This is a genomic window from Brevibacterium sanguinis (assembly GCF_003315415.1).
GTDB lineage: Bacteria > Actinomycetota > Actinomycetes > Actinomycetales > Brevibacteriaceae > Brevibacterium > Brevibacterium celere_A.
Genome location: NZ_QNSB01000002.1, coordinates 174,057 through 199,703 on the forward strand (window position 1 = coordinate 174,057; position 25,647 = coordinate 199,703).

Consider the following 25,647-nt stretch of genomic DNA (forward strand, 5'->3'; position numbering starts at 1 on the left):
ATCTCTGGGACCCGGTCGAGCAGGAGAGTCAATGCGAACGTCGCGCAGCCTTCTGATCGCCGCACTCGTCGTCATCGTGCTCACGGTGGCCTCGGTCCCCCTCCTCAACGCCGTCGTCTACACGCCCGCCCGCGCCGCCGAGGCCTATGTCGCGGCGATCGGCCGCGGGGATGCCGAGCGCGCGTTCTCCTACCTCTCGAGCCCCACGCCCACGTCGACGCTCGCGCTGAGCAGCGAAGTGCTCTCCGCCGCCCCGGACCTCCCGCGTGATGCGGAGGCGAGGACGATCTCCACCGACGGCGATTCCGCCACGGTGTCGCTGTCCTATGTCCTCGGCTCGCGTCCGGAGACCGTGGAGCTGACGATGGTCAGGCTCCCGCCCGCCGCCGGCCTGTTCCATCGGTGGGCGATCGAGCAGGAGGCCTGGCCGACCCTCGGCCTCGAGGTCTCGGGCTCCTCGACGGCGACGGTCAACGGCTACAGCGTCGCCGCCGGCGAGGTTCCCGTCCTGTTCCCGGCCACGTACCTCGTCGGCTTCGACGGCACATACCTGCGATCGCAGTCCGAGCGCGTCGAGATCGGCGCGCCCGGCGCCACCCCCACCGTGTCGCTGGCCCCCGAGCCGACGAAGCAGCTCCAGGAGGCGGTGAGCGAGCAGGTGGACGAGCACATGCACCGATGCGTCGAGGCGACGACCCTCCAGCCGGCCGGGTGCGTGTTCGGCTACGACACCGACAACGAGATCCTCGGGGACGTCACGTGGAGTCTCGAACGGGAGCCGACGGTCGCGCTCGAGGCCGAGGGCAACGACCTCGAGCTCACCCCCACCACCGTCGAGCTCAGGGTGCAGGGCCGCTACCGCGACATCGTCACCGCCGCCGAGCACGACTTCGACGAGAAGCTCTCGTTCGTCCTCTCGGGCTCGGTCGTCGTCAGGTCCTCCGAGGTGCGCTTCGAACCGCGCCGCCTCGGCGACGTCACCGTGTTGTAGGGCGCTCGGCCGCCGGCGCGACCGACTCGGTCAAGAGTTGCGTCGTGGTCCACCCATTCGCCGGAGTCGGTCAAGAGCTGCCTCGCTGGAGCGACAGACGCACACCTCGCAAATCCACCGAACTCTTGACCGAGCACCTCGCGGTGCCCGCCTCAGGCGCCGCGGAGGTCGAGGGTGAGCTCGTTCGGGGCGGTGTCGACGAGGTCGACCGGGATCCCCCAGTCCTGCTGGTAGAGGTGGCAGGCGGCGTGGAGCGGGATCTCGCCTCCCGGCTCCCCGTCGCACGCGGCCGCGCGGGCGGTGACGTGGAGGACGCCTGAGGGACAGTCGGGGTTGAGGACGATGTCGCGCTCGAGTCCCTCCGCTCCCCCCTCACCGGAGACGATGAGCCCCGGCGGAGTCGCGGACACCTGGAGGAACGTGGGATCGCCCCACCGGTCGTCGAGCTTCTGACCGGCGGGAACGCTGAAGCTCACCGAGATCGCGACGGGACCGGGAGCGATCTCCGTCGGCGGGCGCCTGGTCGACAGCGCCCCTTCGTCGACCCGCTGGGCGTCCTTCGGCAGCTTCACCCGGGTGAGCGCGTGGGAGGCCGATTCGACGACGAGCAGCTCCGCCTCGGCGGCCTCCGCGCTCGAACCGGGATCGACGCCGGCCCCCGTCTCCTCCTGGTCGGACGGTCCTGCGGCATCGACGACGAGGATGTCCGAGGGCTCGCGCAGCCCCCGGGCCAGTGTCGTCACCTCGTCGGTCGTGGGATCGTAGCGGCGGATCGCGCCGTTGTAGGTGTCGGCGATCGCGATCGACCCGTCGGGCAGAGTGCGCACGCCCAGGGGGTGCTGCAGCCGGGCGTCACCGGCGGGGCCGTCGCGGAAGCCGAAGTCGAAGAGCCCCGCACCGACGAGGGTCGACACCGCGCCGGTGGCGGGGTCGAGGCGGCGCACCGCCGAGGTCTCGGAGTCGGCGATGAGCACATCCCCCTCCGGGCCGAGGTCGAGACCGGAGGACTGCGCGAACCAGGCGGTCTCGGCGTCACCGTCGAGCAGGCCCTCGTTCATCGTGCCGGCGAGCAGGCGGATGGAGCCCGTGACCGGGTCGAAGGACCAGATGGTGTGGTTGCCGGCCATCGCGACGACCACCTCGGCGGTGTCCGGGACGAACAGGACGTCCCACGGCGAGGACAGCTTGACGTCGAGCGCGGGACCGTCGTAGCGGCCGAGGGGGCCGTGGGTGCCGCGGACGTTGTCGACGGCGCCGACCATGTGCTGGTCCCCGGTGCCCGCGATCGTCGTCACGGTTTCGGAGTCGAGGTCGATGCCGCGCAGGACGTGGTTGACGGTGTCGGCGACGACGAGCCGGTACCCGGCCGTCGCGGCGATGTCGTCGGGCAGCACCGCGATGCCGCCGGGTTCGCTGAAGCTCGCCGAGGCGAAGTCGCCGTCCGCGGCCCCGCGCTCGCCGGTGCCGATGCGGCGGAGGATCGTCACGCCGGTCGGGTCGTACTCGACGAGGCTGTGGTGCCCGGAGTCGGCGACGAGGAGGTTGCCCGAGGGCAGGCGGGTGACCTTGCCCGGGTAGAAGAGATCGGTCTCCGGCGCCGGCGGCGGGACATAGGGCCCGTCACCCGAGTGCAGTGTCCCCTTCGCCGAGTGCTCGGCGATGAGGCCCTCGATGATCTCGCCGAGGCCGGCGCCGTGGCCCTCCCCGGACAGGGTGGCGACGAGGTAGCCCTCGGGGTCGATGACGGCCAGCGTGGGCCAGGCCCGGGCGGTGTAGGCCTGCCAGGTGACGAGGTCGGGGTCGTCGAGGACGAGGTGCTCGACCTGGTAGCGTTCGACGGCCTGGTCGACGGCCTCGACGGTGCGTTCGAACTCGAACTTCGGCGAGTGGACGCCGATGATGACGAGCTCCTTGGAGTACTTCTCCTCCAGCGGGCGCAGCTCGTCGAGGACGTGCAGGCAGTTGATGCAGCAGAAGGTCCAGAAGTCGAGGAGCACGACCTTGCCCCGCAGATCGGCGAGGCTGAGGTCCTTGCCGCCGGAGTTCATCCACCGGCGGCCGACGAGTTCCGGGGCACGCACTTTGACGTGCTTGGAGTCAGTGGGAGCGGTGGAGGTCTGCGGGCTGGAAGTCATGGCTCCAGTGTCTCAGACCCGCGCGGATCCGCGCATCCGCAGTGTCACAGTTCCATCGGTTTCGGCACTACACGAAAACTGGCATTCCTACGCCTTTCGAGCAAGCGGCACACCACCTTTTCGCCCAATCTCAAACGCGATTCGATACACGTCTGGAAGGTCCAGACGACCATCAGCTCTCACAGTGAAAATTCCGAGATCCCGGAGGTCTTGAACTAAATCGGTATACTCCATTCCGGACGGGCCAGTTGGTGAGCGCTCGTCATCGATGGCGAGTCCATTCGTAGCAGTACTTTGAAATTCAAGCGTATTCTTGAGACCTGCCTGATCCCAGTACCTTTCGACCTCTCCCTGATCAACCGGTACAGAAATCTTCTTCTTCAATGCCTCGAGCGTGTAGCCAACCCACGGAATGTCCTCTTTCACTTCTTTCACCCGCGTTTCAGAAGCATGTTGCACACCGGTTCGGATATCGTCCCAATGCAAAGCCTTTCCTGAGTTTGGATGGTGAATTTTGGTTTCTCCAGCCGCTTTATGTATTGCGGCCAGCAGACTGCGCGGGCTGGTCTGTCCGCGTCCATCGGCGAGATGATTGGGAATCCATGTGTATGTACGACCCTTTCGGTAATTATTTCCCATAAATTCCGAAGTGATAAGTCCTAGAGCTCGCTTCAGCTCATCCTCGGACCCGTCTTTGCGAGGAACCCAAGAAGCTTCGTCCTGAAAGGTTCTTGCATCATTGGTGCCTGCGCTACTCATAAGATGGAATAGCAACGAGTAGAGGCTTGCCGCTTCCCAACGCAAGTCAACCATATTGGTGAGCAACTTGCTAGCGTCCGTAAAGTTTGTATCAGCCGACTCCCACATGTCTGGGCGGAGAAACAATTTAGCGCGAAGATTGCGCGTCTTTGTGCGCAGTTCGAGAGCCAGTCGGAGTGCACCGGATGCAAGAACGTCTGCCTGGGCACGATCACTGTGCAACAAGTCAAGCGCATCAAACAATAAGAGTCGGGTTACGCCCTCGGCGCGTGTCGTCTCATCGATCCGGGCCAACTCGGTTTCAAATCCTTCGGGGTTCTGCAGCACCCAGCCTGTGCGCGATTCCCAATCCGCAAGAGCTCTGACCGGAGCCGACTCAAAATTGTACAGAGCTACGGCATACCAGATATCAACAGCTTCGTGCCCTTTATCGAGCAACATGTTCAACGTCCGCTGTCCAGGATAGTTGTCCGGTCGGTTCTTCGACCCAAAGCCGATATGAACACGAACCCTGCGCAATGCGGGCATTTGATACCGATCTGCGGCGATCTCTCGCATCTCTTTATCAAGTAGCGCGTGAAACCAGGCGGTCTTGCCCACTCCGCGCCCTCCAAGCACGATAGAGGCATTGGGATCAAGAGCAGCCCTATGCCCCGGTGGCGTGTAAAGAGTCCGGCTGTTCGGAGGTTCCGAGTCAGAATCACTCGTTCCGATCGCCCGCTCAATCAGATCCCGGTATTGTTGTGCGGTGAGTTTCTCAGACATTGCTGCTCTCTTGTATCATCATTTCCACTCGCGTAACAAATTCCCCATAAGCAAGTTGCGCGACATCACTACTTACCCAGCCGTCATCAGCTCCAGGAACAAGTCCGACTAAATCGTCAATATGACGAATCGGGATTGGAAAATGAGGAGCCGACTCGTCGCTAGGGGCAAAATTAAACACATCCTGGAACGATCCCGCCGGAGGTTCGTCATACAGTGTTCTGGCAAAGCATTCTTGCGCGTTATCTGTGAACCTGCGTAAATAAGCCTCGTATTCTTTAGGCACGAGAGGAGCGACCATCTGCAGTTTCTGTCGGATTTCATCTCGGCGCGCCGGATCGAGACGTTGACCCCATCGACTGAAAAGCTGGCTGTAGCCGTTCCACGTCTGGGTATTGTCAGTTGCGAATAGTAACGCAAGTGTACTGAGCTGAGTGATTGCCACTGCTGCAATATCATGGATTCCTGAGCGGCTGTCAAGCAAAACGACATCGACGGCTCGGCTACGTTCAGCCACCTGTTTCTCACACGCAAGAACCGCCGCTTCAATGCGTTCCGCGAAAGTCACTTTATTGCGGTCGAGTGTAGCGTCGGCAGGCAGGTCGAAGTACACCCTACTCAGCTTGTCGAGATAGCCGTCTCCATTAGGGTTTGGAGTCCCAGCAGCCGGTGCGAGCCACACCTCTCCGTTCCCATCAAGCGCACCGGCAGCCATCGAGTGTACAGTTAGATCAAGGTCCTCGTCGTTTCGGAGCGGGTATTCCACGAGATGGTCAATAATACCGTGCTCAGGCAACATATACGGATGCGGTGCCAACATACTAGTGATGCCGGGTGACTCGAGATCCAAGTCCACAACTAGCACCACTTTCCCAGCTCGAGCAAGATGATGGGCGAGAGCAAATGTTGCGGTACTGCGAGTAACACCGCCCTTGAACCCGTATAATGCAATACGATGCGGGGAAGAGCCTCGCGAAAGCGGTTGCCCAATCCAATCAGAAGAAAGTGCACTGCGTTCAAGTACACGTACTTTTCCCGACGGCGCGATTCTCTCGGGTGCACGTCGCAATTCGTCCGATTCTGTGATTAACTCGGGCGCGAACATCTCGCTCAGCAGTATTACAGGCTCCGCGCCAACAAACGGCGAGCATTTCTCGCGAAGGCTTTCACGAAGCTCCTCTACCCGAGCTGGCTCGATCTCCTTAATTGCCAATGCATTACGTCCAAGAAGATCTCGCACAACTATTACGTCTGAATCATACTCTTGTGCTACCGACTCTGCGAGTTCGACCGCTGCAGTACCTGCCTCATTGAAACGAATCACTTTGTAGCTCCGGTCATGTTCGAAAGCTTGACTGACTCGAGCGCTTTCAGAGCTTGCTTGGCGCCATCTATGTGTCGTAGTACAGCGTCCCCGGAAAGATGGTCTCCAAGCGCATATCGATCTGAGACGTGCCAGTCCCCGAATGGATCGTTGGTCAAAAGACGGCGCACCTCCTCAGTTGCAACGCGAGTGTTGGCGAGAGTCGCGACAGCGCTCCAAAGTTGGCCACCTAGATGCTCCCGTATCTTGGAGTTTCCATGAGTCGAGGCCGGCCAATGGGCGAATCCGCCGATAACCTGGCCGCCCAGTTCCCATGCGACAAGGGCCTTGAGCGCACATTCGGCAGCGAATCCACTTAGGTGGTCGGCGTTTGGAAGGCGCCCGGACCCATGGAGTAACTTCGCGTCGGCGAAGTGTCGCTTCGCTGCCGCCTCAAAGTCCGGTGCTTGCATGGATCCACTGTACACATGATGGGCAAGCACTGCCGGTACTCGCGCGTTTCGAGACATCGGAGTAGGTACTGCCGAAAGCGTTCTAATCAAAATGGCTTCCCCGCGCATCGTCGGCGTCATCGTGGGACGTGACCGCAGGGTCACGGTGGGACGTGTCCGCGGTCGGGCTCGTAGTGAGCGGCTCAGCTGTAGTGCCGTGCCCCGAACACGCTGGAGCCGATGCGGACCATCGTCGCGCCTTCGGCGATCGCCAGCTCGAAGTCGTTGCTCATGCCCATCGACAGTGCGGTCGCCTCGGCGGGCAGGACGCCTGCCCCGATGAGTCGGCGGCTGAGCTCGCGCAGATCGGAGTAGCTGGGCCGGATCTCCTCAGGCGTCTGGCCGGGCAGTCCGATCGTCATCAGGCCGCGGAGGCGCAGTCGCGGGAAATCGCGCAGAGCCGCGACGAGCTCCTCCGCTTTCTCCGGGGCGACGCCGAACTTCGAGTCCTCCCGGGAGGTGTTGACCTGGACGAAGATGTCGATTTTCTCATCGAGGACATCAAGGCGCTTGCTGATCTTGAGTGCGAGCTCGAGATTGTCGACCGACTGGATGCAGTCGGCGTGGCGCAGAGTGTGGTTGACCTTGTTCTTCTGCAACGGCCCGATGAGATGTGCCTGATGCGGAATGTCGGCGAGCGCCTCGGCCTTGCCGACGAGCTCCTGCACCCTGTTCTCCCCGATGAGGGTGAAGCCGTGCTCCAGGGCCACTCGGATCTTCTCCGGCGGTTGTGTCTTGGTGGCCAGCATGATCGACACATCTGTCGCCTGACGTCCGCTCGCCTCGGCGGCGGCTGCGGCGCGAGTGGCCACTTCGTCGAGCTTGGCCCGGATCGAGATGGCGACGTCCTCGGGCAGGGACGCGCTGGTGTCGCCGGACAGGGATGCCTGTGATTCAGAGTGGGTTTGGGAGGATGCGGTGGGATCGACTGAGCTCATGGACCCATGATCGCACGGGCGCCGGCCGGCGTCGGAGGACCGGCGGGCGGACCGGCACGAGTGCGCGAACCGAGCGGACCGCTTCCCCTCGAGGGATCGGGCTGCAGCCGGGACTCTCGAGGGAAACCGGGCCGCTCGAGAAGTCGGGCTGCAGCCCAGAGCTCGCGCGGGTCAGCCGGGCAGGCCTTCGGCCTTGGGGTCGATGTTGCGGATGAGCGCCGAGGTGTCGAGACCGGCGAAGCCGTCGTCGATGAGCTTCTGCAGCTGCCCGTGGACGAGCGAGGCGGCCGGCAGGTCGACGCCCTGCGACTCGCCGCCGGCGAGCGCGAGGCCGACGTCCTTGTGCATGAGCGCGGCGGCGAAGCCGGGAGCGAAGCCGTTGTTCGACGCCGCGGTCTCGGTCACGCCCGGCACCGGGTACCAGGTGCGCAGCGGCCACGAGTCGCCGGAGGAGACCTTCGCGATGTTCCAGAACGTCGTCGGGTCGAGGCCGAAGCGCTGCGCGAGCACGGCCCCCTCGACCACGCCCTGGAGGCTGATCGCGAGCATCATGTTGTTGACGATCTTCGCGGCCTGACCGGCCGCCTCCCCGCCGGCGTGGAAGATGTTGCCGGCCATCGGCTCGATGAACGGCTTCGCCTCGGCGACGTCCTCGTCGCTGCCGCCGAGCATGAAGGTCAGGGTTCCCGCCTCGGCGCCCGTGACCCCTCCGGAGACGGGACCGTCGACGAATCGGAAGCCGGCGGCGGCCGCCTCGGTGTGCAGGGTCCGGGCGGAGTCGAAGTCGATCGTCGAGGAGTCGACGAGCAGGGACCTCGTGTCCGCGTGCGCGAGGACGCCGTCGTCGCCGAGGTAGACGGCGCGGGCGTGCTCGCCCTTCGGCAGCATCGTGAAGACGATGTCGGCGCCCGCGACCGCCTCGGCCAGCGAGCCCACGGGATTGACGCCGTGCTCGGCCGCAGCGGCGACCGCGTCGGGGACGACGTCGTAGCCGTTGACGGTGTGTCCCGCCTTGACCAGGTTCGCGGTCATCGGTCGGCCCATGTTCCCCAGGCCGATCCATCCCATCGTCGACATAGCATGCCTCCTCGCATCCGGTGAGTCGTGTTCCCCTTCACATTACGTCAGGAGCTCTCCGCGGACAGCAGGGCTGGATCACCTCTTCCGCACCGATCATGTGCGCTCACGCAGATACGATGGGACGACTATGCCCACACACGCACCCGGTGGTTCGCATCCGCAGATCTCGCCCGAGGATCTCCTCACGCTGCTCGCCGTCGCGCGGCTGGGGAAGTTCACGGCCGCCGCCCACAGCCTGGGCCTCAACCACACGACCGTCTCCCGGCGCATCGCGGCGCTCGAGAAGGCCTATGGGGAGCGGGTTCTCGTCGCCTCCCCCGACGGTTGGGAGCTCAGCGCGGCCGGGCGGGAGCTGCTGCCGGTGGCCGAGGACATCGAGTCCGCCCTCGCGCGCATCGATGCACGCGGCAGCTCGGCGCTGGCCGGGACGATCCGGCTCGCCTGTCCGCAGGCGTTCGCCCTCGAATACGCGGTGCCGGCGCTGACCCGGCTGCAGTCGCGGCACCCCGGGCTGCAGGTCGAGCTGATGACGGTGACCCAGCGGGCCAGGCAGTACCGCTCGGGCGTCGACATCGAGGTCGTCGTCGGGAAGCCGGAGGCGCCCCGCAGCATCGCCAAGCACATCCGCGACTACCGTCTGCAGCTCTACGCCTCTCAGGAGTATGCCCGCACCCACACCATGCCGCGCAGTCTCGAGGACCTCGCCGAGCACCGGCTCATCTACTACATCGAGCATTCCCTGCACGTCGAGGACCTCGATGAGGCCGCCGAGGCGCTCCCCCGCAGCGCCGGGTTCTTCCGCTCCACCTCGGTGCATGCCCATGTGCTCGCGACCTCGAACGGCGTGGGCATCGGGATCCTCCCGGACTTCCTCGCCCGCCACAACAGCCGACTCGCCCCGGTCCTGCCCGAGCAGTTCTCGAAGCCGGTCTCCTACTGGGCTTCGGTCCGCCACGAGTCGCTGCGCAACGCCGGGGTGCGCAGCGTCCTCGAGGTGCTCTGACCCTCTCACTCGACCCGACGGGACAAATTCGATGTGGCGCCACATCGAATTTGTCCCGTCGGGTCGAGTGGGGAGGTGGATCAGGCGGCGGTCCACCCTCCGTCGACGCTGTGCGCACTGCCGTTGACGACGGCGGCGGCGTCGCTGACGAGGAACAGGGCGAGTTGGGCGATGTCCTCGGGCTCGGCGAGCCTCGGCACCGCCGAGTGGCCGAGGAACACCTTCTCGAGCACCTCGTCCTCGCTGATGCCGTTGGTCCTCGCCTGCTCGGCGATCTGCCCCTTGACCAAGGGCGTGAGCACGTACCCGGGGTTGATCGCGTTGCACGTGACCCCGTGCGGGCCGGCCTCCAGCGCGGTCGTCTTCGTCAGCCCCATGAGCCCGTGCTTGGCCGCGACGTACGCGGACTTGTTCGCCGAGGCGCGCAGCCCGTGGACGGAGGAGACGTTGACGATCCGCCCCCACCCCTTCTCGTACATCCCCGGCAGGACCGCCTTGGTCAGCACGAACGGGGCCTCGAGCATGAGGGTGGTGATGAGCCGCCACTCCTCGAGAGGGAACTCCGTGATCGGGTGGATGCGCTGGATTCCAGCATTGTTGATGAGGATGTCGACGTCGAGGTCGACGGTCTCGAGGCTCGTGGTGTCGGACAGGTCCACACCCCACGCCTCGCCGCCGATGCCGTCGGCGACGGCCGCGGCGTCGTCCTCGTTGACATCGGCGACGATGACGTGGGCGCCCGCCGTCGCAAGCGCTTCGCCCATCGCCTTGCCCAGCCCCGAGGCGCCGCCGGTGACGAGGGCGCGCTTTCCGGTCAGATCAGTCATTGGTCTCCTCCGTCTCCATTCCCTGGAGTTCCGTTCCCAGGTGCCCGGCCGAGGCCGGTGCGGCAGTGCGGCCGGGGTCGGGCCCCGGCCGCCTCGGCGCGCTCACAGCCGGCCGACGCCTCGGCGTTCGCGATCGGCCTGGTCGAGATCGCGCAGCTCGATGCCCTTGGTCTCCCGGGTGAAGAGGAGCGCGACCATCGAGATCGCCGCGGCCACGAGCAGGTAGACGGCGATCGGCACCGACGAGTCGGTCGCCTGGAGCAGCGCGGTGGCGATGATCGGGGCGAAGGATCCGGCGACGATCGCGGTCACCTGGTAGCCCGTCGACACTCCGGAGTTGCGCATCCGGGTGGGGAACATCTCCGACATGATCGCCGGCTGTCCGGCGTACATGAGGGCGTGGAAGATCAGCCCGAGCAGCAGCGCGGTGAAGATCAGCCCGGGCCTGCCCGTGTCGTACATCGGGAACGCGAAGAAGCCCCAGGTGGCCGTCAGCGCGATGCCGACAGCATAGGGCGGCTTGCGCCCCACCTTGTCGGCCAGGGCTCCGACCATCGGCACGAGCAGGGCGTGGATCGCGTGCGCGCCGAGCAACAGCCCGAGGATCTCGGCCGAGGCGATCTTCGGCACGGTCGCCAGGTACGTGATCGAGAACGTGACGACGAGGTAGTAGTGGATGTTCTCGACGAACCGCAGTCCCATGGCCGAGAAGACCTCGCGCGGGTAGCGCTTGAACACGGCCTTGACGCCGTAGTCGACGCCTTCCTCGATCTCCTGGGCCTGGACCTGTTCGAAGATCGGGGCGTCGGAGACGCGGGTGCGGATGTAGTAGCCGATGAGGACGATGACCGCGGAGAGCCAGAACGCGACTCGCCAACCCCAGGAGAGGAACGCCTCTTCGGGCAGGGACGCGGTGAGGATGAAGAGGACGCCGGTGGCGAGCAGGTTCCCCAGGGGGACGCCCGACTGCGGCCACGAGGCCCAGAATCCGCGTTCCCTGTTCGGCGCGTGCTCGGCGACGAGGAGGATCGCACCGCCCCATTCGCCGCCGACGGCGAAGCCCTGGACGATGCGCAGGAGGATGAGGATGATCGGGGCCAGCAGACCGATCTGGTCGTAGGTCGGCAGGCATCCCATGAGGAACGTCGCCGCACCGACGAGGATGATCGAGAGCTGGAGCAGCTTCTTGCGGCCGTACTTGTCACCGAAGTGGCCGAAGATGATGCCGCCGAACGGGCGGGCGATGAAGCCGACGGCGTAGGTGCCGAAGCCGAGGAGGATCGGCGTCAGCGGGTCCTCCGCCGGCGGGAACAGGATGAAGTTGAAGACGAGGGTGGCGGCCGATCCGTAGAGGAAGAACTCGTACCACTCGACGACGGTTCCGGCCATCGACGCGGCGACGACTTTGCGCAGCTGCGAGCGAAGCGTCGCCCTCTCGGCGCTGTTCGAAGAACTCATGTCTCTCCTTGTTGTCCACGATCCGCCGCTTCTGTGGAAGGGCGGAGGGGTCGGTCGTCCCAGCGGCTGCCGACGTCCCGCGACTGTGCGGTTCGCCGGTGCGACGCCGGGTTCCGAGTGGACCCCGTGAATATGATGTAGACAACAGTCTGCGTCATCGACTGCGGAATTTGCGCTTGCGAGGGCGACAATCCGAGAACTGCGCCTGGGCATTGTTGCACAGCGGGTGTGCTCGGGTGTGACGAGCGGTCCGGAGTGCGTCGGCCCGCGGAGACCGTGAGCCGGCGGCCGGCAGGGACCGTCAGCGCGTGGAGACCGTCACCGCCGAACACCGCGTCGACCGCAAGAGGCCGACAGCGTCGGTCGGCAGTGACCGTCAGCCGGCGGGCAGCGTCGACCGGTTCGGCCGCCGAGGTGAGTGCCTAGCGGCGGCGGGGGTCGATCTTCGCGTCGCGATCGGCCATCTTCGCGAGCATCTCGTTGTATGCCCGCAGCTCCGAGTCATCGGTGCGCGCCTCACGGCGGTCGAGGCGCTTGGCCTCGCGGTCGGAGGACTGCGCCCACTGCATGGCCACCATGATCGCGACGAAGAGCGTCGGGATCTCACCGATGCCCCAGGCGATCGCCCCGCCGGTCTGCTGGTCCTCGATCGCCGAGTAGCCCCAGTCGGTGCCCATGTTGCCGAACCAGTCGCCTTCGATGAGGACCTCGGAGCTCATGATCGAGATGCCGAAGAAGGCGTGGAAGGCCATCGTGATGAGCAGCATGAGCAGCCGCAGCGGATAGGGGAAGCGCTCGACTCCCGGGTCGATCCCGATGAGCGCCTGAGCGAAGAGGTATCCGGCGCCGAGGAAGTGGGCGATCATCAGCTCGTGGCCGATGTGCGTCTCGAGGGCGTACTGCATGATCCCCGAGTAGTAGAAGACGACGAGTGAGCCCGCGAAGTTGACGCTCGCGACGATGGGGTTGGCGAAGAAGCGGAGATAGGGCGTGTGGACGAGCCACAGGACCCATTCCCGGACACCGCGGGAGCCGTCCGTGCGCGGGGTCGTCGCCCGCATGAGCATCGTGATCGGAGCGCCGAGGACCATGGGCAGCGGGACGACCATGACGAGGAGCATGTGCTGGATCATGTGCCCGGAGAACTGGACCTCCCCGTACACCCGGGCTCCGCCGGAGGTGACGTAGAAGAGGAGGACCATGCCGAGCAGCCAGCTGATCAGACGCAGGACGGACCAGGAGTCGCCTCGGCGCCGGAGCTGGACGAAGCCGGCGAGGTACGCGGCTCCGAGTCCCAGCGCCACCGCCGCCCACAGCGGGTCGAGAGACCACTCGGTGAAGTACCGGGCGGGAGTCGGGGCGGGCGGCAGCGGCTCCCCCGTGAGGATCTGCGCGGGCGTGGGGTCGCCGACGGGTTCCTGGGGCACCGGCGGCTGCGACCGCGACAGTGCCACCGCGAGCCCCATCGTCGCCCCGAAGACGACGAACTCGACGATGATCAGGCGCCAGAACTCGACCGTCGCCGAGGCTGCGGTGCCGAGCCGGGCGATGACGAAGCGTCGGTGCCAGAGGCCCACGAGACCGAGGAGGACCGTGGCGATCGCCTTGGCGAGGACGACCTGCCCGTAGGGGGTCATGAGGTCGTCGAGATCGCGGATGCGCAACGCCGAGTTGACGACTCCGGAGAACGCGACGAGGGCGAAGGCGACGAGCGCGACCGTCGAATAGCGTCCGATGAGGGTCCGCAGCTGCGGGGACCGGGCGAGCCGGGTGCCGAGCAGGGCGACGACGAAGAGTCCGCCCAGCCACAGGGTGATCCCGAGAAGGTGGAGGCCGATGCTGTTGACGGCCTGGGTGTGCCCCGACGCCTCGGCGGAGTGGCCCATCAGGGCCAAGGGGATCATCGCCCCGACTCCGAGGACCGCGGCCAGCGCGAGGCCCGGATACGACCGGGACCCGAAGCAGATCACCGAGGTCGAGGCGATGAGGACGACGATGAGCACCCACAGCTGCCCGAAGGCGATCTGGGTGAGGAAGACTCCGAGCTGGTTCGAGAAGTCGAGGTAGGCCTGGGCGCCGACGGTGTCGACGAACGTGAGGACGAGCACCGCCATGGCCGAGATCGTCCAGGCCACCGAGGCGACCTCGGCGATGCGCACGGCCCTCTCCCACAGCGGATGCGGACCGGGCTCGTCCCCGCCGTCGCGGCTCCTGCCGATCCTGCGGCCCTGGGTCCGGGGGAGGATGAGCAGGGCGAACATCAGGGCGCCGAGGGTCAGCGTCATGGCGACGTTGAACACGAACTTCGCCGCCGGCAGACCGAAGCGCACGTACGGGCCCGGGTCGTTGAGAAGAGTGGCGTCGGCCGCACCGGTGAACAGCATGGCGAGAGTCCCGACGATCAGTCCGGTGACGACGACGATCGGGACGGCGGCGCGGAAGGCGAACCGGACGACCGGTTCGAGGCTGGCTGAGCTCACGCGACCGGGCTCGTGAGGTCTGTCGCGGTCTGGGGCCATCCCGGTGCGTCCATGCCTCCAGGGTAGCCCTCGGCACTGACCGACTGCCAACCAGCGGGCTGGGACGTGGCCGAGATCTCGCGCCGGAGCACGGCGCTGCCCCCTGAGCGCTGCCCGGGAACGCGAGATGACCCGAACCTCGGGGTTCGGGTCATCTCACAGGCACGTGTTTCAGCCGAGGATCACTCAGGGCTGCCGGCAGCGGCCTTGAGCTTGGAACCGGCGGACAGCTTCACGGAGTAGCCGGCCTTGATCTGGATCTCTTCACCAGTCTGGGGATTCCGGCCCTTGCGAGCGGCACGTTCGGTCCGCTCGACTGCCAACCATCCGGGGATGGTGAGCTTTTCGCCCTGGGCGACAACGTCGGAGAAGACATCGAAGACACCATCGAGAACGTCCGAGACCTGCTTCTGGGTCAGGCCCGACTTCTCTGCAACTTCTGCTACGAGCTCACTACGGTTCTTAGCCATAAAAGTGTCCTCCTTAGGACAAGTCGGTCGGTTACCGGTCCGTTTTTCCGATAACGAACTTCCTCGAGATTACCAGCTTGACTTGGTGATGCCCGGCAACTCGCCGTTGTGCGCCATCTCGCGGAACCGCACACGGGAGAGACCGAACTTCCGCAGGTAACCACGGGGACGACCGTCCACCTGGTCACGGTTGCGAACGCGAACCGGGGAGGCGTCGCGGGGCAGCTTCTGCAGGCCGAGGCGTGCCTCCTCGCGCTGCTCGTCGGTGCTGTCGGGGTGGACGAGCTGACGCTTGAGGGTGGCGCGACGCTCTGCGTAGCGCTCGACGATGACGCGACGCTGCTTGTCGCGTGCGATCTTTGACTTCTTAGCCATGCGTGATCAGCGCTCCTCTCGGAAATCGACGTGCTTGCGAACAACCGGGTCGTACTTCTTGAGCACGGTGCGGTCCGGGTTGTTCCGGCGGTTCTTCCGGGTCACGTATGTGTACCCGGTGCCAGCGGTCGACTTGAGCTTGATGATCGGGCGGACATCCTGTGTCTTGGCCATCAGAGCTTCACTCCCTTGGCGATGAGTTCGGTGACCACGGCATCGATTCCGCGCACGTCGATCACCTTGATGCCCTTGGCGGACACATTGAGGGTGACGTTGCGACGCAGGGATGGAACGTAGTAACGCTTCTTCTGGATGTTCGGGTTGAACCGACGCTTGGTGCGACGGTTCGAGTGGGACACGTTGTGTCCGAAACCGGGGACTGCCCCGGTCACTTGGCAGGTTGCTGCCATGTCTCTCCTCCAGTTCACAAGTTACCGACTCTCGAAACAAGCACGTGCCGCGAGGATCCTCGGCGAGGGGCGCAGCCGCCTGGGCTGCGATCCGCCGATCCTGCGTTCAGCTTGCGCCGATGTCGGAAGACATCAACAAATTTTCACGAGGCTGTCCATCGGACTCGCATCCGACGAGCCGGAGATCGATTCCGGCACGTGACGTTCGCAATGAAAATTGTGTACGCCAAAACAGGTTTGCCCGTTCGGGCGAGATGTCTCACCAGCGCTGAAGCCGTAGCCTGTGAGAGATGGCCGAAGCTGGAGTGCAGCGGTGGGTGAGCACCATGTCATCTCGCGGCGGGCAGTCGAGGACCGACCGACACGACACAACAGACAGCAATTCTACGGAGAAACGGGCCCGTAGGGCAAATTCACATCCTGGCCGAGCATGACCCTCCGTTCCCAGCGGCCGTGTTGCCCGCACTTCGATCTCGTGCCAAGGTAATGAGATGACTGCCGCCACGTCTGGCACTCAGGAGGACCGATGAGCGACGTTCCACCGAGGCCGCGAATCCGACCGGCGACCAGCGATGACTGGAATCGGGGACACTCCGATCGGTCCGGTCGCGGGGCCGTCCGGGACTCCGAAGCCTCGGCGGCCGAGCTCGACACCTCGACGTACTACGAGTACATCCAGAGGCACACCGGCGACCTACCTCTGTCCCGCACGCGAACCGCACTCGCCGACCGGTCGGCCCAGGGAGCTCACGGACAGGCAGGCCCTCCCCCGGGTGTCCCCCCGGAACTCGCCGAGCCGGTGTCGCAGTCATCGAAGCGGGCGGGGCTCAAGGTCGTCACGGTCATCGTCGCCATCGTCATCGTCCTTGCCATGCTCGCATTCTTCGGAGTGCGGTGGCTGGCCCCCTCGACCGGCACTGTGCCGGTCGACGTCGGCGGCGAATCGGCGTCGCCATCTCCGTCCGAGGAGCTCGTCCAGCCGAGCGCGAGTCCCGCCGAGGAGCTCGCCGCCTACGCCGACGACGGCACGGAGAAGGCCGCCGACCTGGAAGGCAGCTGGGTGACCCAGCTGAGCGCCAAGAAGGCGGGCATGCAGGCCGACGGTCGCACGTGGAGCGCTCAGGACATCCTCAACGAGTACGAGGCCAACCGGGTCAAGTACCCGGGAGCGATCCTCATCCGCAGCGAGGACTGGGGGTCGTACCGGGAGGGCGGCTTCCTCGTCACGGTCGTCGACACCGCATATGACAGCCCCGGCCCGGCTCTCGACCAGTGCCGTTCCTGGGGCCTCGACCGGGACCACTGTCTCGCCAAGCGGCTGGTCAGGGACGGCAGCCCCGAGAACAACAGCGCCTACCTCGACGGCTGAGGCGCCAGCGGGCCGGAGGAGTCCGGCAGGGCGCAGGCTCCGCACGCCACCGGGCAGTCGTAGGACGCCCCGCTGGCACCGCACCCCGCCCCGGCAAGCGCATTACACCCCGTAGGCTCCGCAATGCACCCCGGTGACCGCAATTCGCCGCGTCAGCTCCGCAAAACACCCCGGTGACCGCAATTCGCCGCGTCAGCTCCGCAAAACACCCCGGTGACCGCAATACGCCGCGTCAGCTCCGCAAAACACCCCGCCAACCGCAAAACACCCCGCTGCAACGGGGTGTTCTGCGGCTGCGCCTCTGAAATGCCCGCAGGCGGCCCGCTCAGCCAGCCGGACCGGCCCAGCAGCCCGTTCGTCAGGCGAGCAGCAGGCTGGGGTCCTCGAGGCCGCGACCGACATCGGCGAGGAACTTCGAGATGATCTCCCCGTCGACCACCCGGTGGTCGGCGCTCACCGACAGCGTCGTGATGTCGCGCGGGACGATCTCGTCGCCGACGACCCAGGGCCGCTTGCGGATCTGACCGAAGGCGAGGATCGCCGCCTCCCCCGGATTGATGATCGGCGTGCCGGCATCGACGCCGAACACTCCGACGTTCGTGATGGTGATCGTCCCACCCGACTGGTCCGCCGGCGGGGTCTTGCCCGACCGGGCCAGCGCGGTGAGGTCCTGGATCCGCTCGGCGAGCTCGGTCAGTCCCAGAGAATCGGCGTTCTTGATGTTGGGCACGATCAGCCCGCGCGGAGTCGCGGCCGCGATGCCGAGGTTGACGTACCGTTTGACGACGATCTCCTCGCCCTCGAGGCACGAGTTGATGCGAGGATTGCGACCGACAGCCCAGGTCACAGCCTTGGCCACGAGGAGAAGGGGCGAGACTTTGACGTCCTCACCGAGGAACTTCGTCGCCTTGAGCCGGCGCACGAAATCCATCGTCTCCGTGACGTCGACGTCGAGGAACTCGGTGACATGGGGCATCGTGAAGGCGGAGTCGACCATGGCCTTCGCCATCATCTTCGTCACGCCCTTGAACGGGATCCGCTCCTCGCGCCGAGCGTCCGATCCGATGCCCGCCGAGGCGGCTGGAGCGACCGCGGCGGCGTCGGCAGTGCCCTGCCGCTCGACCGCGGCCTGCACGTCCTCACGGGTCACCTCGCCGCGGGAGCCGGTGGGCGTGATCGTGGAGAGGTCGATGCCGAGGTCCTTGGCGAGCTTGCGGACGGGAGGTTTCGCCAGGGGCTTGCCCGCCGAGGCGGCCCCGGCGGCCTCCTGCGCCAAGGCGGTCGCGGCGGGACCTGTCGCCGAGGCGGTCGGAGCCGCGGACGTCGCGGCAGGTGCGGACGCCGAGATCGCGACGGGTGCGGCAGCGGTGTCCGCCTGGGAGCGCGGTGCGGGTACGACGCCACCCTTGCGGGGCCGTCGCTTCGACGACGCCGCTCGCGCCCCGTAGCCGACCAGAGTCGCACCACCGGCACCGTCTCCGTCCCCACCGTCGCCGGCCGAGGCCACGGGGGCGCCGGCCGAGGCCGGCGCCTCACCGGCCGCCGAGGCGCCGTCGTTCGCAGACCCATCCGAGGCGGCACCGTCGTCGGCACCTCCGCCGAATCGGATGATCGGGGTGCCCACCTCGACGGTCTGACCTTCCTCGACGAGGAGGGCGTCGACGGTGCCGGCCTGCGGGCTCGGGAGCTCGACGAGCGACTTCGCAGTCTCGATCTCGACGAGGATCTGGTTGACGGTCACGGTGTCGCCGGCGGCGACCTTCCACGACACGATGTCGGCCTCGGTGAGGCCCTCACCGACGTCAGGAAGCGAAAATTCGGAACTCATTCATTCTCTCCTGAAGTCAGTAGGCCAGCGCCCGGTCGACACCGTCGAGGATGCGATCGAGGTCGGGCAGGTAGTGCTCTTCCATCCGCGAACCCGGGTACGGGGTGTGGTAGCCGCCGACGCGGAGGACCGGTGCCTCGAGAGTGAAGAAGCAGCGTTCGGAGACGCGGGCTGCGATCTCCGATCCCAGCCCCAGGAAGGTCGGGGCCTCATGGGCGATGACGAGCCGACCGGTCTTCTTCACCGACGCCTCGATCGTGGCGAAGTCGATCGGATTGAAGCTGCGGAGGTCGATGAGCTCGACGCTCTTGCCCTCGTCGGCCGCCGCGGCGACGACGTCGACGGCGGTGGGAACCAGCGGTCCGTAGGCGACGAGGGTGACGTCGGTGCCCTCGCTGACGACCCGGGCCGAATGCATGTGGAGGCCGCGCTCGGCGGTGTCGACGTCCCCGCGCTGCCAGTACCGGCGCTTGGGCTCGAAGAACATCACCGGGTCCTCGCTCCTGATCGCGTCCTGGATCATCCAGTAGGCGTCATGGGAGTTCGAGGGCGAAATCAGGCGCAGTCCCGCGTGGTGGGCGAAGAGCGTCTCGGGGCTCTCCGAGTGGTGCTCGGGGGAGCCGATCCCGCCGCCGTAGGGCACCCGGATGACGAGCGGAATCCGCTCCTTGCCCAGCGTCCGGTTGTGGAGCTTGGCGACCTGGGTGACGATCTGGTCGTAGGCCGGGAAGATGAACGCGTCGAACTGGATCTCGATCACGGGGCGGTACCCGCGGATGGCCATGCCGATCGAGGTGCCGACGATCCCGGACTCGGCGAGCGGGGAATCGATGACCCGCTGCGGCCCGAAGTCCTTCTGCAGGCCCTCGGTGACGCGGAAGACGCCGCCGAGCTTGCCGATGTCCTCACCAATGAGGACGACCTTCGGGTCGTCCTCCATGGCCTTGCGCAGTCCCGCCGTGATCGCTTTGGACAGCGGAAGCTTCTCCATCAGGCCTCACCCGCATCGGCGAACGAGGCGTGGTAGGCCCTGAACTGCTCCCGCTCCTCCTCGACGAGGGGGTGCGGCTCGGCGAGGACATGGGCGAACATCTCCTCGGGAGCGGGGTCCTCCATCGTCATGCAGTTGTGGCGGATGCGTGCGGCCAGGGTGTCGGCCTCGGCGTCGACCTCGGCGAAGAACTCGTCGTCGGTGTCGGTGTGCTTGTCGAGGTAGGCCCTGAGGCGGGTGATGGGGTCCCGGTCCTCCCAGATCTCCTCTTCGGCCCGGTCGCGGTACTTGGTCGGGTCGTCGGCGGTGGTGTGGGCACCGCGGCGGTAGGTGAAGGCCTCGATGAGCATCGGGCCGTTCCCGGAGCGGACGGAGTCGAGGCTGGCGCGGGCGACGGAGTACATGGCGATGATGTCGTTGCCGTCGACGCGGATGCCGGGGACGCCGAATCCCTCGCCGCGCTTGCACAGGGGTGCCGCGGTCTGGACGTGCGTGGGTTCGGAGATCGCCCATTGGTTGTTCTGGCAGAAGAAGAGGACGGGGGCGTGGAATGCTCCCGCGAAGGTCAGCGCTTCGGAGACGTCTCCCTGAGAGCTCGCGCCGTCGCCGAAGCAGGCGATCGCGACCGTGTCGCGCTCGGGATCGCCGGTGCCGACGTCACCGTCGAGGGCGACGCCCATCGCGTACCCGGTGGCGTGCAGGGTCTGCGAGCCGATGACGATCGTGTAGGTGTGGAAGCGGTGCTCCTGCGGGTCCCATCCGCCATGGTTCTGACCACGGAAGATGCCGAGGAGGGTTTCGGGTTCGACGCCGCGGGTGTAGGCCAGTCCGTGCTCGCGGTAGGTGGGGAACACGAAGTCCTGGGGGCGGGCGGCCCTGCCCATCCCGATCTGGGCGGCCTCCTGGCCGAACAGCGGAGCCCAGAGGCCGAGCTGCCCCTGACGCTGGAGAGCTGAGCCCTCGGAGTCGATGCGGCGCACCAGGACCATGTCCCGGTAGAACCCCCGCAGGTCCTCGTCGGTGAGTTCCGCCGCGAAGGCGTCATATTCGCCCGAGGCGACGCGGTTGCCGTCTTCGGTGAGCATCTGGATCATCCGAGGTTCCGAGGACTGACTGTGGGCAGTCCCGGCTCCCACTGAAATGTTGGAGGTCATTTCAGTTCTCCTTCGTTCAAGGTCCAACAGCGCCGGAGGTGACCAGCGGTGGACTCGCTGCTTCGGGCCGATGACTCTGGTGGGAGTCCTCGCCCTTGAGTGATGAGTTTCACAGGTATGACTACGATAACGAATCCCTCTGCTGGGCGCCACATCGACGGGTGCGAGGTGGTCTGGTCGCTCTCAGCCTAGGGGTCGAATGACACCCGTGTACTCTTCGGCCAAAGGCCCGGTGGGCGAATTGTCGATCCCGGCCGAGTTGCGTGGGCGTCCGACCAACGTACTTCCGATCACCGCGGTCCCGACGATCGCCGCCGCGACGGGACTTCCTCACCGAGGCGACCGTGCCTGCCCCGTGTGCTCAGCTGCGTTTGCGTCTTCCCTGGTAGTCCTTGGTGTCGCTGATCGTCCCGGAGAAGAACCCCGCGTTCGCCGAGGTGAATCTCCGCAGGTCCGGGTGGCCGGCACGAACCATGAGTCCGATCGACGCCGTGTACGCGGCGGAGGAATGCGCCGCTCCCGCCGAGGCGAACATCGCGTCGAGTTCGGCCGCGGACTTCTCGGAGAGGTGCGGGGCGCGCCGGAGTTCGTCGGGGTCGTAGTCGACGGTGACCGTCGACCAGTTGTCCCGGCCCGGGTTCTCGTCGCCGTCGAGGTCGGGGACGAGGTCCTGCTCGTGCTCGATGGAGAGCACGTCGACGCCCTCGGCCACGGCGAAGTCGGAGATCGGCGCCCCGACGGTGAGCAGCGCGGTGACGTTGACATCGGCGAGGAAGGCGGGGTCCGCCGCCAGGGACCCCGCGGTGATCCCGCCCTGGGAGTAGCCGACGAGCATGACCTCGTCCTCGGGCCCGATTCCCGCATCCGCGATCGCCTGCCGGACCATCTCCCTCATCACCGTGTCGTGGCCGGCCATCCCCTCGACGTTCGTCGTCAGGTCGGTGGTGTTCTCCCCGGGTTCCGGGGACCAGTCGGTGGTGGCGGGAACGTAGACGATGTAGCGGGTGGCGCCGTCGGGTGAGACCACCTCCTCGATGCGCACCTGGCCCGAGTCGACGCCTCGGTGGCAGGCGGCCTCCCGGCGGTAGAGCTCTTCGATGTCCCGCGGCGGGCGCTCATGGGCTGGGGTGATCCCCGGCGCCCGCCACACCTCGACATCGGAGGGGAGGAGGAGGCCGAAGGCCGTCGCGCCCGCGAGCACCCACGCCGTCATCGAGGTCGAGTCGTGCGGCCACAGGGTGTGCCCGTCCTCCGAATCGAGGAGGACCGGGGGCAGGCCGATGACGCCGGCGACGAACCCGGGCAGGACATGTTCGATGGCGGCTCCCGTGAGGTCCGAGTTCTCGAACACGAATGCGACGAGGTCCTCCTTCACCTCGGCGGCGGTCCGGTCGAGGTCGATGCCGAAGCGTCGGGCGACGACGTCGTCGAGACCTGTGGCGTCGACGATCCGGCCGGCGGCGTAGGCGGGAACGCCGACGGCGATCGCCGTGGGGACGAGCACCGGGAGGCTGAGGGCGAAGGCGCGTCCCGCGGCGTATCCGAAGAAGTCGAACAGCCCGCCGAACACCTCGCTGATGCCCCGTTCGGCCTGCCGGTAGAGCGCGGCCGCCGAGCGGACCGCGAGGATCGTGGCCTCGAGCTCGATGAGGACCACCGCGGCCTGCTCGTGGAGGAGGACGCGGCGGGCGTCGAGGTTGAGCGCCGTGACCGGTACGGGCACCTGTGTGAGGAGAGTGGCCAGGTCGAGGTCGGCGAGGGTTCCCTCGGCGAGCAGGTCATCGATCCTCCCGGTGATCCTGCGCAGGCCGGTCGCGCTGAGATCGGCGCGGTCATCGACGCGCAGGAATGTGCCGCCGTGGCTGCGGGTGGCGATCATCGTCGGGTCCCCCTCGTGTCGGTGGCGGTCACGTCCCTGCGCGTGTCGGTGGCGGTCATGTCCCTGCGCGGGCGGAGATGAGGAGGAGACCGGCGAGGACCGAGGCGAGAAGTGCCCGGACGGCGTGGTCGCCCGCCTCGACCTCCCCGTCGGCACGGATCCCCGCGCTGTCCCTGCGCAGCCGGGATCGCATCCAGCGCCCGCCCCGCCTGAGGAGGAACTCCATCTGCGCACTGCCGCCGACATGGACGGAGGTGAGGGTGAGAACGCAGTCGGCCTCGATGAGACCGGCGAGGTCCTCGACGGTCGAGGCGAGTTCATCGGTCCTCAGCCGCCGCAGCAGCTGGAACGCCGCCATCTGCTCGAACTCGGCACCGCGCAGCACGAGGATCGACAAGGCGGTGGCCTCGCGCACTGCGCACTCGAGGTGGACGACGGCGGCGCCGGAGCTGATGACGATGGTCAGTCGTGCGTCGGCCCGTCCGAACTCGGCGGCGAACCCCGTGAGCCAGGCGGTGAGGACATCGGGGCCGCGCTTCTGCTGCGGGTCGGGCGGCGTCGACAGCAGGTTCACGGGTGACTGCAGTTCTGCGGCCTGCCGTCCCCCGCAGACGGACGCGGGAACCGCCCCGGTCGCGGGAGCCGTCCCGGACGCGGGAGCCGCCTCGGTCGAGGATCCTGTCCCGGTGGAGCGTCCTGCCTCGGTCGATGGTTCTGTCCCAGTGGATGGTCCTGTGTGGGTGGAGCGTCCTGAGGCATCCGGTGCCGGTCGCGGCCGCATCTCCACCGGCCACAGGAGCCTGAGTCGTTCGGGCAGCCTGACGATCCGCGGCAGGTCGACGGCGATCCACTTCGCCGCGGACCCCGGACTCCCCACGCTGTCTCCCTCCGGTCCCGCACTGCTGTCCGCCATGTCCCCCACCCTGTTCGTCATATCTGGAGCCGCCCTCCCACTGACACGACCTGCAGGTGCAGGTCGTAGGCCTCGGCGAGGTCGTCGGCTCTGTCGGCGAGCACGGCGATCGAGCCGGACAGGCCCCCGAGCCTCTCATGGAGGAGCCGGCCGGCGGGGGACTCCCAGACGTCGATCTCGCGGCATTCCTGGGCCAGGGATCTCAGGTCGTTCGCACGCCGATGCCACTCGTCGCGATTGCGTGCCAGTTCGTCGGTGATCATTCGCCTTCCCGCGCTCTCGACGCCGCTCCCCTCCGGCCTGCGGCGTCGGCTCGTCACTGCCCTCGAGTGGACCCAGAGTAGGCAGACGGTCAGCACAGGGGAACCTCCGCGGCAGGGCCTGTGGAAACGCCGCCGGCGTCCACAGCCCTGACGCACCGCAGTGGCGGCCGAGTCCACAGCATCACGCGCACGAGTCACCGTCCCGCGTCGCAGGCGGTCGGCCACCCGATCGGGGCATGAGAAAATGGGGGCATGCCGACTGTTTCTCTTGCCGAAGTCTCGCCCGCCCTCGCTCTCGGACCGCTCGACGGCCGCTATCGCAAGGACACCGCCGACCTCATCGATCACCTCTCGGAGGCGGCGCTCAACCGGAACCGGATCGTCGTCGAGGTGGAATGGTTCATCCACCTCGCCCAGAACTCCGTCATCCCCGGCGTCCGCTCGCTGAGCGCGGACGAGGTGGCCCGTCTCCGGGCCTTCGCGGAGGGCTTCGACGCGGAGACCATCTCGACGCTCGCCGCCCACGAGGCCGTCACCGTCCACGACGTCAAGGCGGTCGAGTACACAATCAAGGAAGCACTGGTCGAGATCGGCGCCGAGGATCTCAGCGAGCTCGTCCACTTCTGCTGCACGTCCGAGGACATCAACAACCTGTCGTGGGCACTGGGCATCAAGGGGGCGACGGAGCAGGTCTGGCTTCCCCGCGCGCGGGCGCTCATCGACTCCCTCGCCGACATCGCCGAGGAGCTGGCCGAGACTCCCCTCCTCTCCCACACTCACGGTCAGCCCGCCACTCCCTCGACGATGGGGAAGGAGATCGCGGTCTTCGTCCACCGCCTGCGCCGCCAGTACGAGCGCATCAGGAACACGGAGTACCTCGGGAAGATCAACGGCGCGACCGGCACCTATTCGGCGCACCTCGCGGCCGTCCCCGGCGCGGATTGGCCGACGCTGGCCCGGACCTTCGTCGAGTGCAGCCTCGGGCTCACCTTCAATCCGCTGACCACCCAGATCGAGTCCCATGACTGGAACGCGGAACTCTTCGCCGACATCGCCCGGTTCAATCGGATCGCCCACAACCTGGCGACGGACATGTGGACCTACATCTCGATGAACTACTTCAAGCAGATCCCCGTCGCCGGTGCGACCGGGTCCTCGACGATGCCGCACAAGGTCAATCCGATCCGGTTCGAGAACGCCGAGGCGAACCTCGAGCTCTCGTGCGCCCTCCTCGACTCGCTCGCCTCGACGCTGGTCACCTCCCGGATGCAGCGCGACCTCACCGATTCGACCTCACAGCGCAACATCGGCGTCGCCTTCGGACATTCGGTGCTGGCGATGAACAACCTCGTCAAGGGCCTCGGACAGCTGGCCGTCAATGACGCCGTCCTGGCCGCGGACCTCGACTCGAACTGGGAGGTCCTCGGCGAGGCGATCCAGTCGGTCATGCGAGCCGCCGGCCTCCAGGGTGTGCCGGGCATGGAGAACCCCTACGAGAAGCTCAAGGAGCTGACCCGCGGCAAGCGCATCGGCGAGGACGATCTGCGCGAGTTCGTCGCCGGGCTGGGGCTGCCCGAGGCGGAGACCGAGCGCCTCACCGAACTGACCCCGGCCGCCTACACCGGCGCCGCCGCCGAGCTGGCGCGGGCAGCCGTGGAGGACTGGAGAGTCGCGCAGAGCTGACCGCGAGGCTCCCCGACACCGG

21 protein-coding genes and 1 pseudogene are annotated in these 25,647 nt (G+C 66.7%); 4 read left to right on the forward strand and 18 right to left on the reverse strand.

Translation table 11 applies throughout. From position 1 onward, the window contains the following. Nucleotides 1-31: 31 nt before the first annotated feature. Nucleotides 32-991, forward strand: a complete 960-nt coding sequence (locus DFO65_RS03320; RefSeq protein WP_113903009.1) for a hypothetical protein — start codon at nt 32-34, stop codon at nt 989-991. A gap of 152 nt (nt 992-1,143) precedes the next feature. On the opposite strand, the gene DFO65_RS03325 is transcribed toward DFO65_RS03320, so the two are convergent. The 5 genes and pseudogenes from DFO65_RS03325 to mmsB form a co-directional block, all read right to left on the reverse strand. Further along, nucleotides 1,144-3,126: an NHL domain-containing thioredoxin family protein gene (locus tag DFO65_RS03325; protein WP_113903010.1), complete on the reverse strand. Its 1,983-nt coding sequence runs from the start codon at nt 3,124-3,126 to the stop codon at nt 1,144-1,146. A gap of 87 nt (nt 3,127-3,213) precedes the next feature. Further along, nucleotides 3,214-4,650, reverse strand: a complete 1,437-nt coding sequence (locus DFO65_RS16895; protein ID WP_147233230.1) for a hypothetical protein — start codon at nt 4,648-4,650, stop codon at nt 3,214-3,216. Continuing rightward, nucleotides 4,643-5,974: a KGGVGR-motif variant AAA ATPase gene (locus tag DFO65_RS03330; RefSeq protein ID WP_147233232.1), complete on the reverse strand. Its 1,332-nt coding sequence runs from the start codon at nt 5,972-5,974 to the stop codon at nt 4,643-4,645. Before DFO65_RS03330 ends, DFO65_RS16895 begins: the two co-directional genes overlap by 8 nt. Nucleotides 5,975-6,608: 634 nt before the next feature. Beyond that, a complete protein-coding gene (locus DFO65_RS03335; protein ID WP_113903012.1) occupies nt 6,609-7,403 on the reverse strand; it encodes a YggS family pyridoxal phosphate-dependent enzyme in 795 nt (264 codons plus the stop codon). Nucleotides 7,404-7,574: 171 nt separating this feature from the next. Then, nucleotides 7,575-8,483 (reverse strand): annotated as a pseudogene (gene mmsB / locus DFO65_RS03340) (3-hydroxyisobutyrate dehydrogenase); the annotation flags it as partial. A 127-nt stretch (nt 8,484-8,610) separates the two neighbouring features. On the opposite strand from mmsB, the gene DFO65_RS03345 reads away from it, so the two are divergent. Continuing rightward, the gene (locus DFO65_RS03345; protein ID WP_113903014.1) at nt 8,611-9,486 is read left to right on the forward strand and encodes a LysR family transcriptional regulator; all 876 of its coding nucleotides are present in this window, start codon (nt 8,611-8,613) and stop codon (nt 9,484-9,486) included. An 80-nt stretch (nt 9,487-9,566) separates the two neighbouring features. Here DFO65_RS03345 and DFO65_RS03350 read toward each other — a convergent pair whose 3' ends face one another. The 7 genes from DFO65_RS03350 to rpmB form a co-directional block, all read right to left on the reverse strand. Then, nucleotides 9,567-10,313 carry a 3-hydroxybutyrate dehydrogenase gene (locus DFO65_RS03350; RefSeq protein ID WP_113903015.1) on the reverse strand — a complete coding sequence of 249 codons (747 nt, stop codon included), beginning with the start codon at nt 10,311-10,313 and terminating at the stop codon, nt 9,567-9,569. 102 nt (nt 10,314-10,415) lie between these two features. Further along, on the reverse strand, nt 10,416-11,771 hold the full coding sequence (locus tag DFO65_RS03355) for an MFS transporter (RefSeq protein ID WP_113903016.1): 1,356 nt from the start codon (nt 11,769-11,771) through the stop codon (nt 10,416-10,418). Between the two features lie 422 nt (nt 11,772-12,193). After that, on the reverse strand, nt 12,194-14,251 hold the full coding sequence (locus DFO65_RS03360; protein WP_245940444.1) for a bifunctional copper resistance protein CopD/cytochrome c oxidase assembly protein: 2,058 nt from the start codon (nt 14,249-14,251) through the stop codon (nt 12,194-12,196). A gap of 221 nt (nt 14,252-14,472) precedes the next feature. Beyond that, complete coding sequence (locus DFO65_RS03365; RefSeq protein WP_113903018.1) at nt 14,473-14,760, reverse strand: HU family DNA-binding protein; 288 nt, start codon at nt 14,758-14,760, stop codon at nt 14,473-14,475. A 69-nt stretch (nt 14,761-14,829) separates the two neighbouring features. Further along, the gene (rpsN, locus tag DFO65_RS03370) at nt 14,830-15,135 is read right to left on the reverse strand and encodes a 30S ribosomal protein S14 (protein WP_113903019.1); all 306 of its coding nucleotides are present in this window, start codon (nt 15,133-15,135) and stop codon (nt 14,830-14,832) included. A gap of 6 nt (nt 15,136-15,141) precedes the next feature. Then, a complete protein-coding gene (gene rpmG / locus DFO65_RS03375) occupies nt 15,142-15,309 on the reverse strand; it encodes a 50S ribosomal protein L33 (RefSeq protein WP_113903020.1) in 168 nt (55 codons plus the stop codon). Continuing rightward, nucleotides 15,309-15,545 carry a 50S ribosomal protein L28 gene (rpmB, locus tag DFO65_RS03380; protein WP_113903021.1) on the reverse strand — a complete coding sequence of 79 codons (237 nt, stop codon included), beginning with the start codon at nt 15,543-15,545 and terminating at the stop codon, nt 15,309-15,311. Before rpmB ends, rpmG begins: the two co-directional genes overlap by 1 nt. 526 nt (nt 15,546-16,071) lie before the next feature. On the opposite strand from rpmB, the gene DFO65_RS03385 reads away from it, so the two are divergent. Further along, complete coding sequence (locus tag DFO65_RS03385) at nt 16,072-16,914, forward strand: protein kinase (RefSeq protein ID WP_113903022.1); 843 nt, start codon at nt 16,072-16,074, stop codon at nt 16,912-16,914. A gap of 358 nt (nt 16,915-17,272) precedes the next feature. On the opposite strand, the gene DFO65_RS03390 is transcribed toward DFO65_RS03385, so the two are convergent. From DFO65_RS03390 to DFO65_RS03415, 6 genes are all read right to left on the reverse strand, one after another. Continuing rightward, nucleotides 17,273-18,742 (reverse strand): dihydrolipoamide acetyltransferase family protein, encoded by a 1,470-nt coding sequence (locus tag DFO65_RS03390; protein ID WP_113903023.1) that lies wholly within the window; start codon nt 18,740-18,742, stop codon nt 17,273-17,275. Between the two features lie 16 nt (nt 18,743-18,758). After that, on the reverse strand, nt 18,759-19,733 hold the full coding sequence (locus DFO65_RS03395; protein ID WP_113903024.1) for an alpha-ketoacid dehydrogenase subunit beta: 975 nt from the start codon (nt 19,731-19,733) through the stop codon (nt 18,759-18,761). Beyond that, entirely contained in the window at nt 19,733-20,887 is a 1,155-nt protein-coding gene (gene pdhA / locus DFO65_RS03400; protein ID WP_113903025.1) for a pyruvate dehydrogenase (acetyl-transferring) E1 component subunit alpha, read from the reverse strand. Before pdhA ends, DFO65_RS03395 begins: the two co-directional genes overlap by 1 nt. Before the next feature lie 361 nt (nt 20,888-21,248). After that, a complete protein-coding gene (locus tag DFO65_RS03405; RefSeq protein WP_113903026.1) occupies nt 21,249-22,766 on the reverse strand; it encodes a hypothetical protein in 1,518 nt (505 codons plus the stop codon). 55 nt (nt 22,767-22,821) lie between these two features. Continuing rightward, the gene (locus tag DFO65_RS03410) at nt 22,822-23,679 is read right to left on the reverse strand and encodes a hypothetical protein (RefSeq protein ID WP_113903027.1); all 858 of its coding nucleotides are present in this window, start codon (nt 23,677-23,679) and stop codon (nt 22,822-22,824) included. Nucleotides 23,680-23,696: 17 nt separating this feature from the next. After that, complete coding sequence (locus tag DFO65_RS03415) at nt 23,697-23,942, reverse strand: hypothetical protein (RefSeq protein ID WP_113903028.1); 246 nt, start codon at nt 23,940-23,942, stop codon at nt 23,697-23,699. A gap of 252 nt (nt 23,943-24,194) precedes the next feature. Here DFO65_RS03415 and purB point away from each other — a divergent pair, with 252 nt between their 5' ends. Further along, the gene (gene purB / locus DFO65_RS03420; RefSeq protein ID WP_113903029.1) at nt 24,195-25,625 is read left to right on the forward strand and encodes an adenylosuccinate lyase; all 1,431 of its coding nucleotides are present in this window, start codon (nt 24,195-24,197) and stop codon (nt 25,623-25,625) included. The last annotated feature ends 22 nt before the right edge of the window (nt 25,626-25,647 follow it).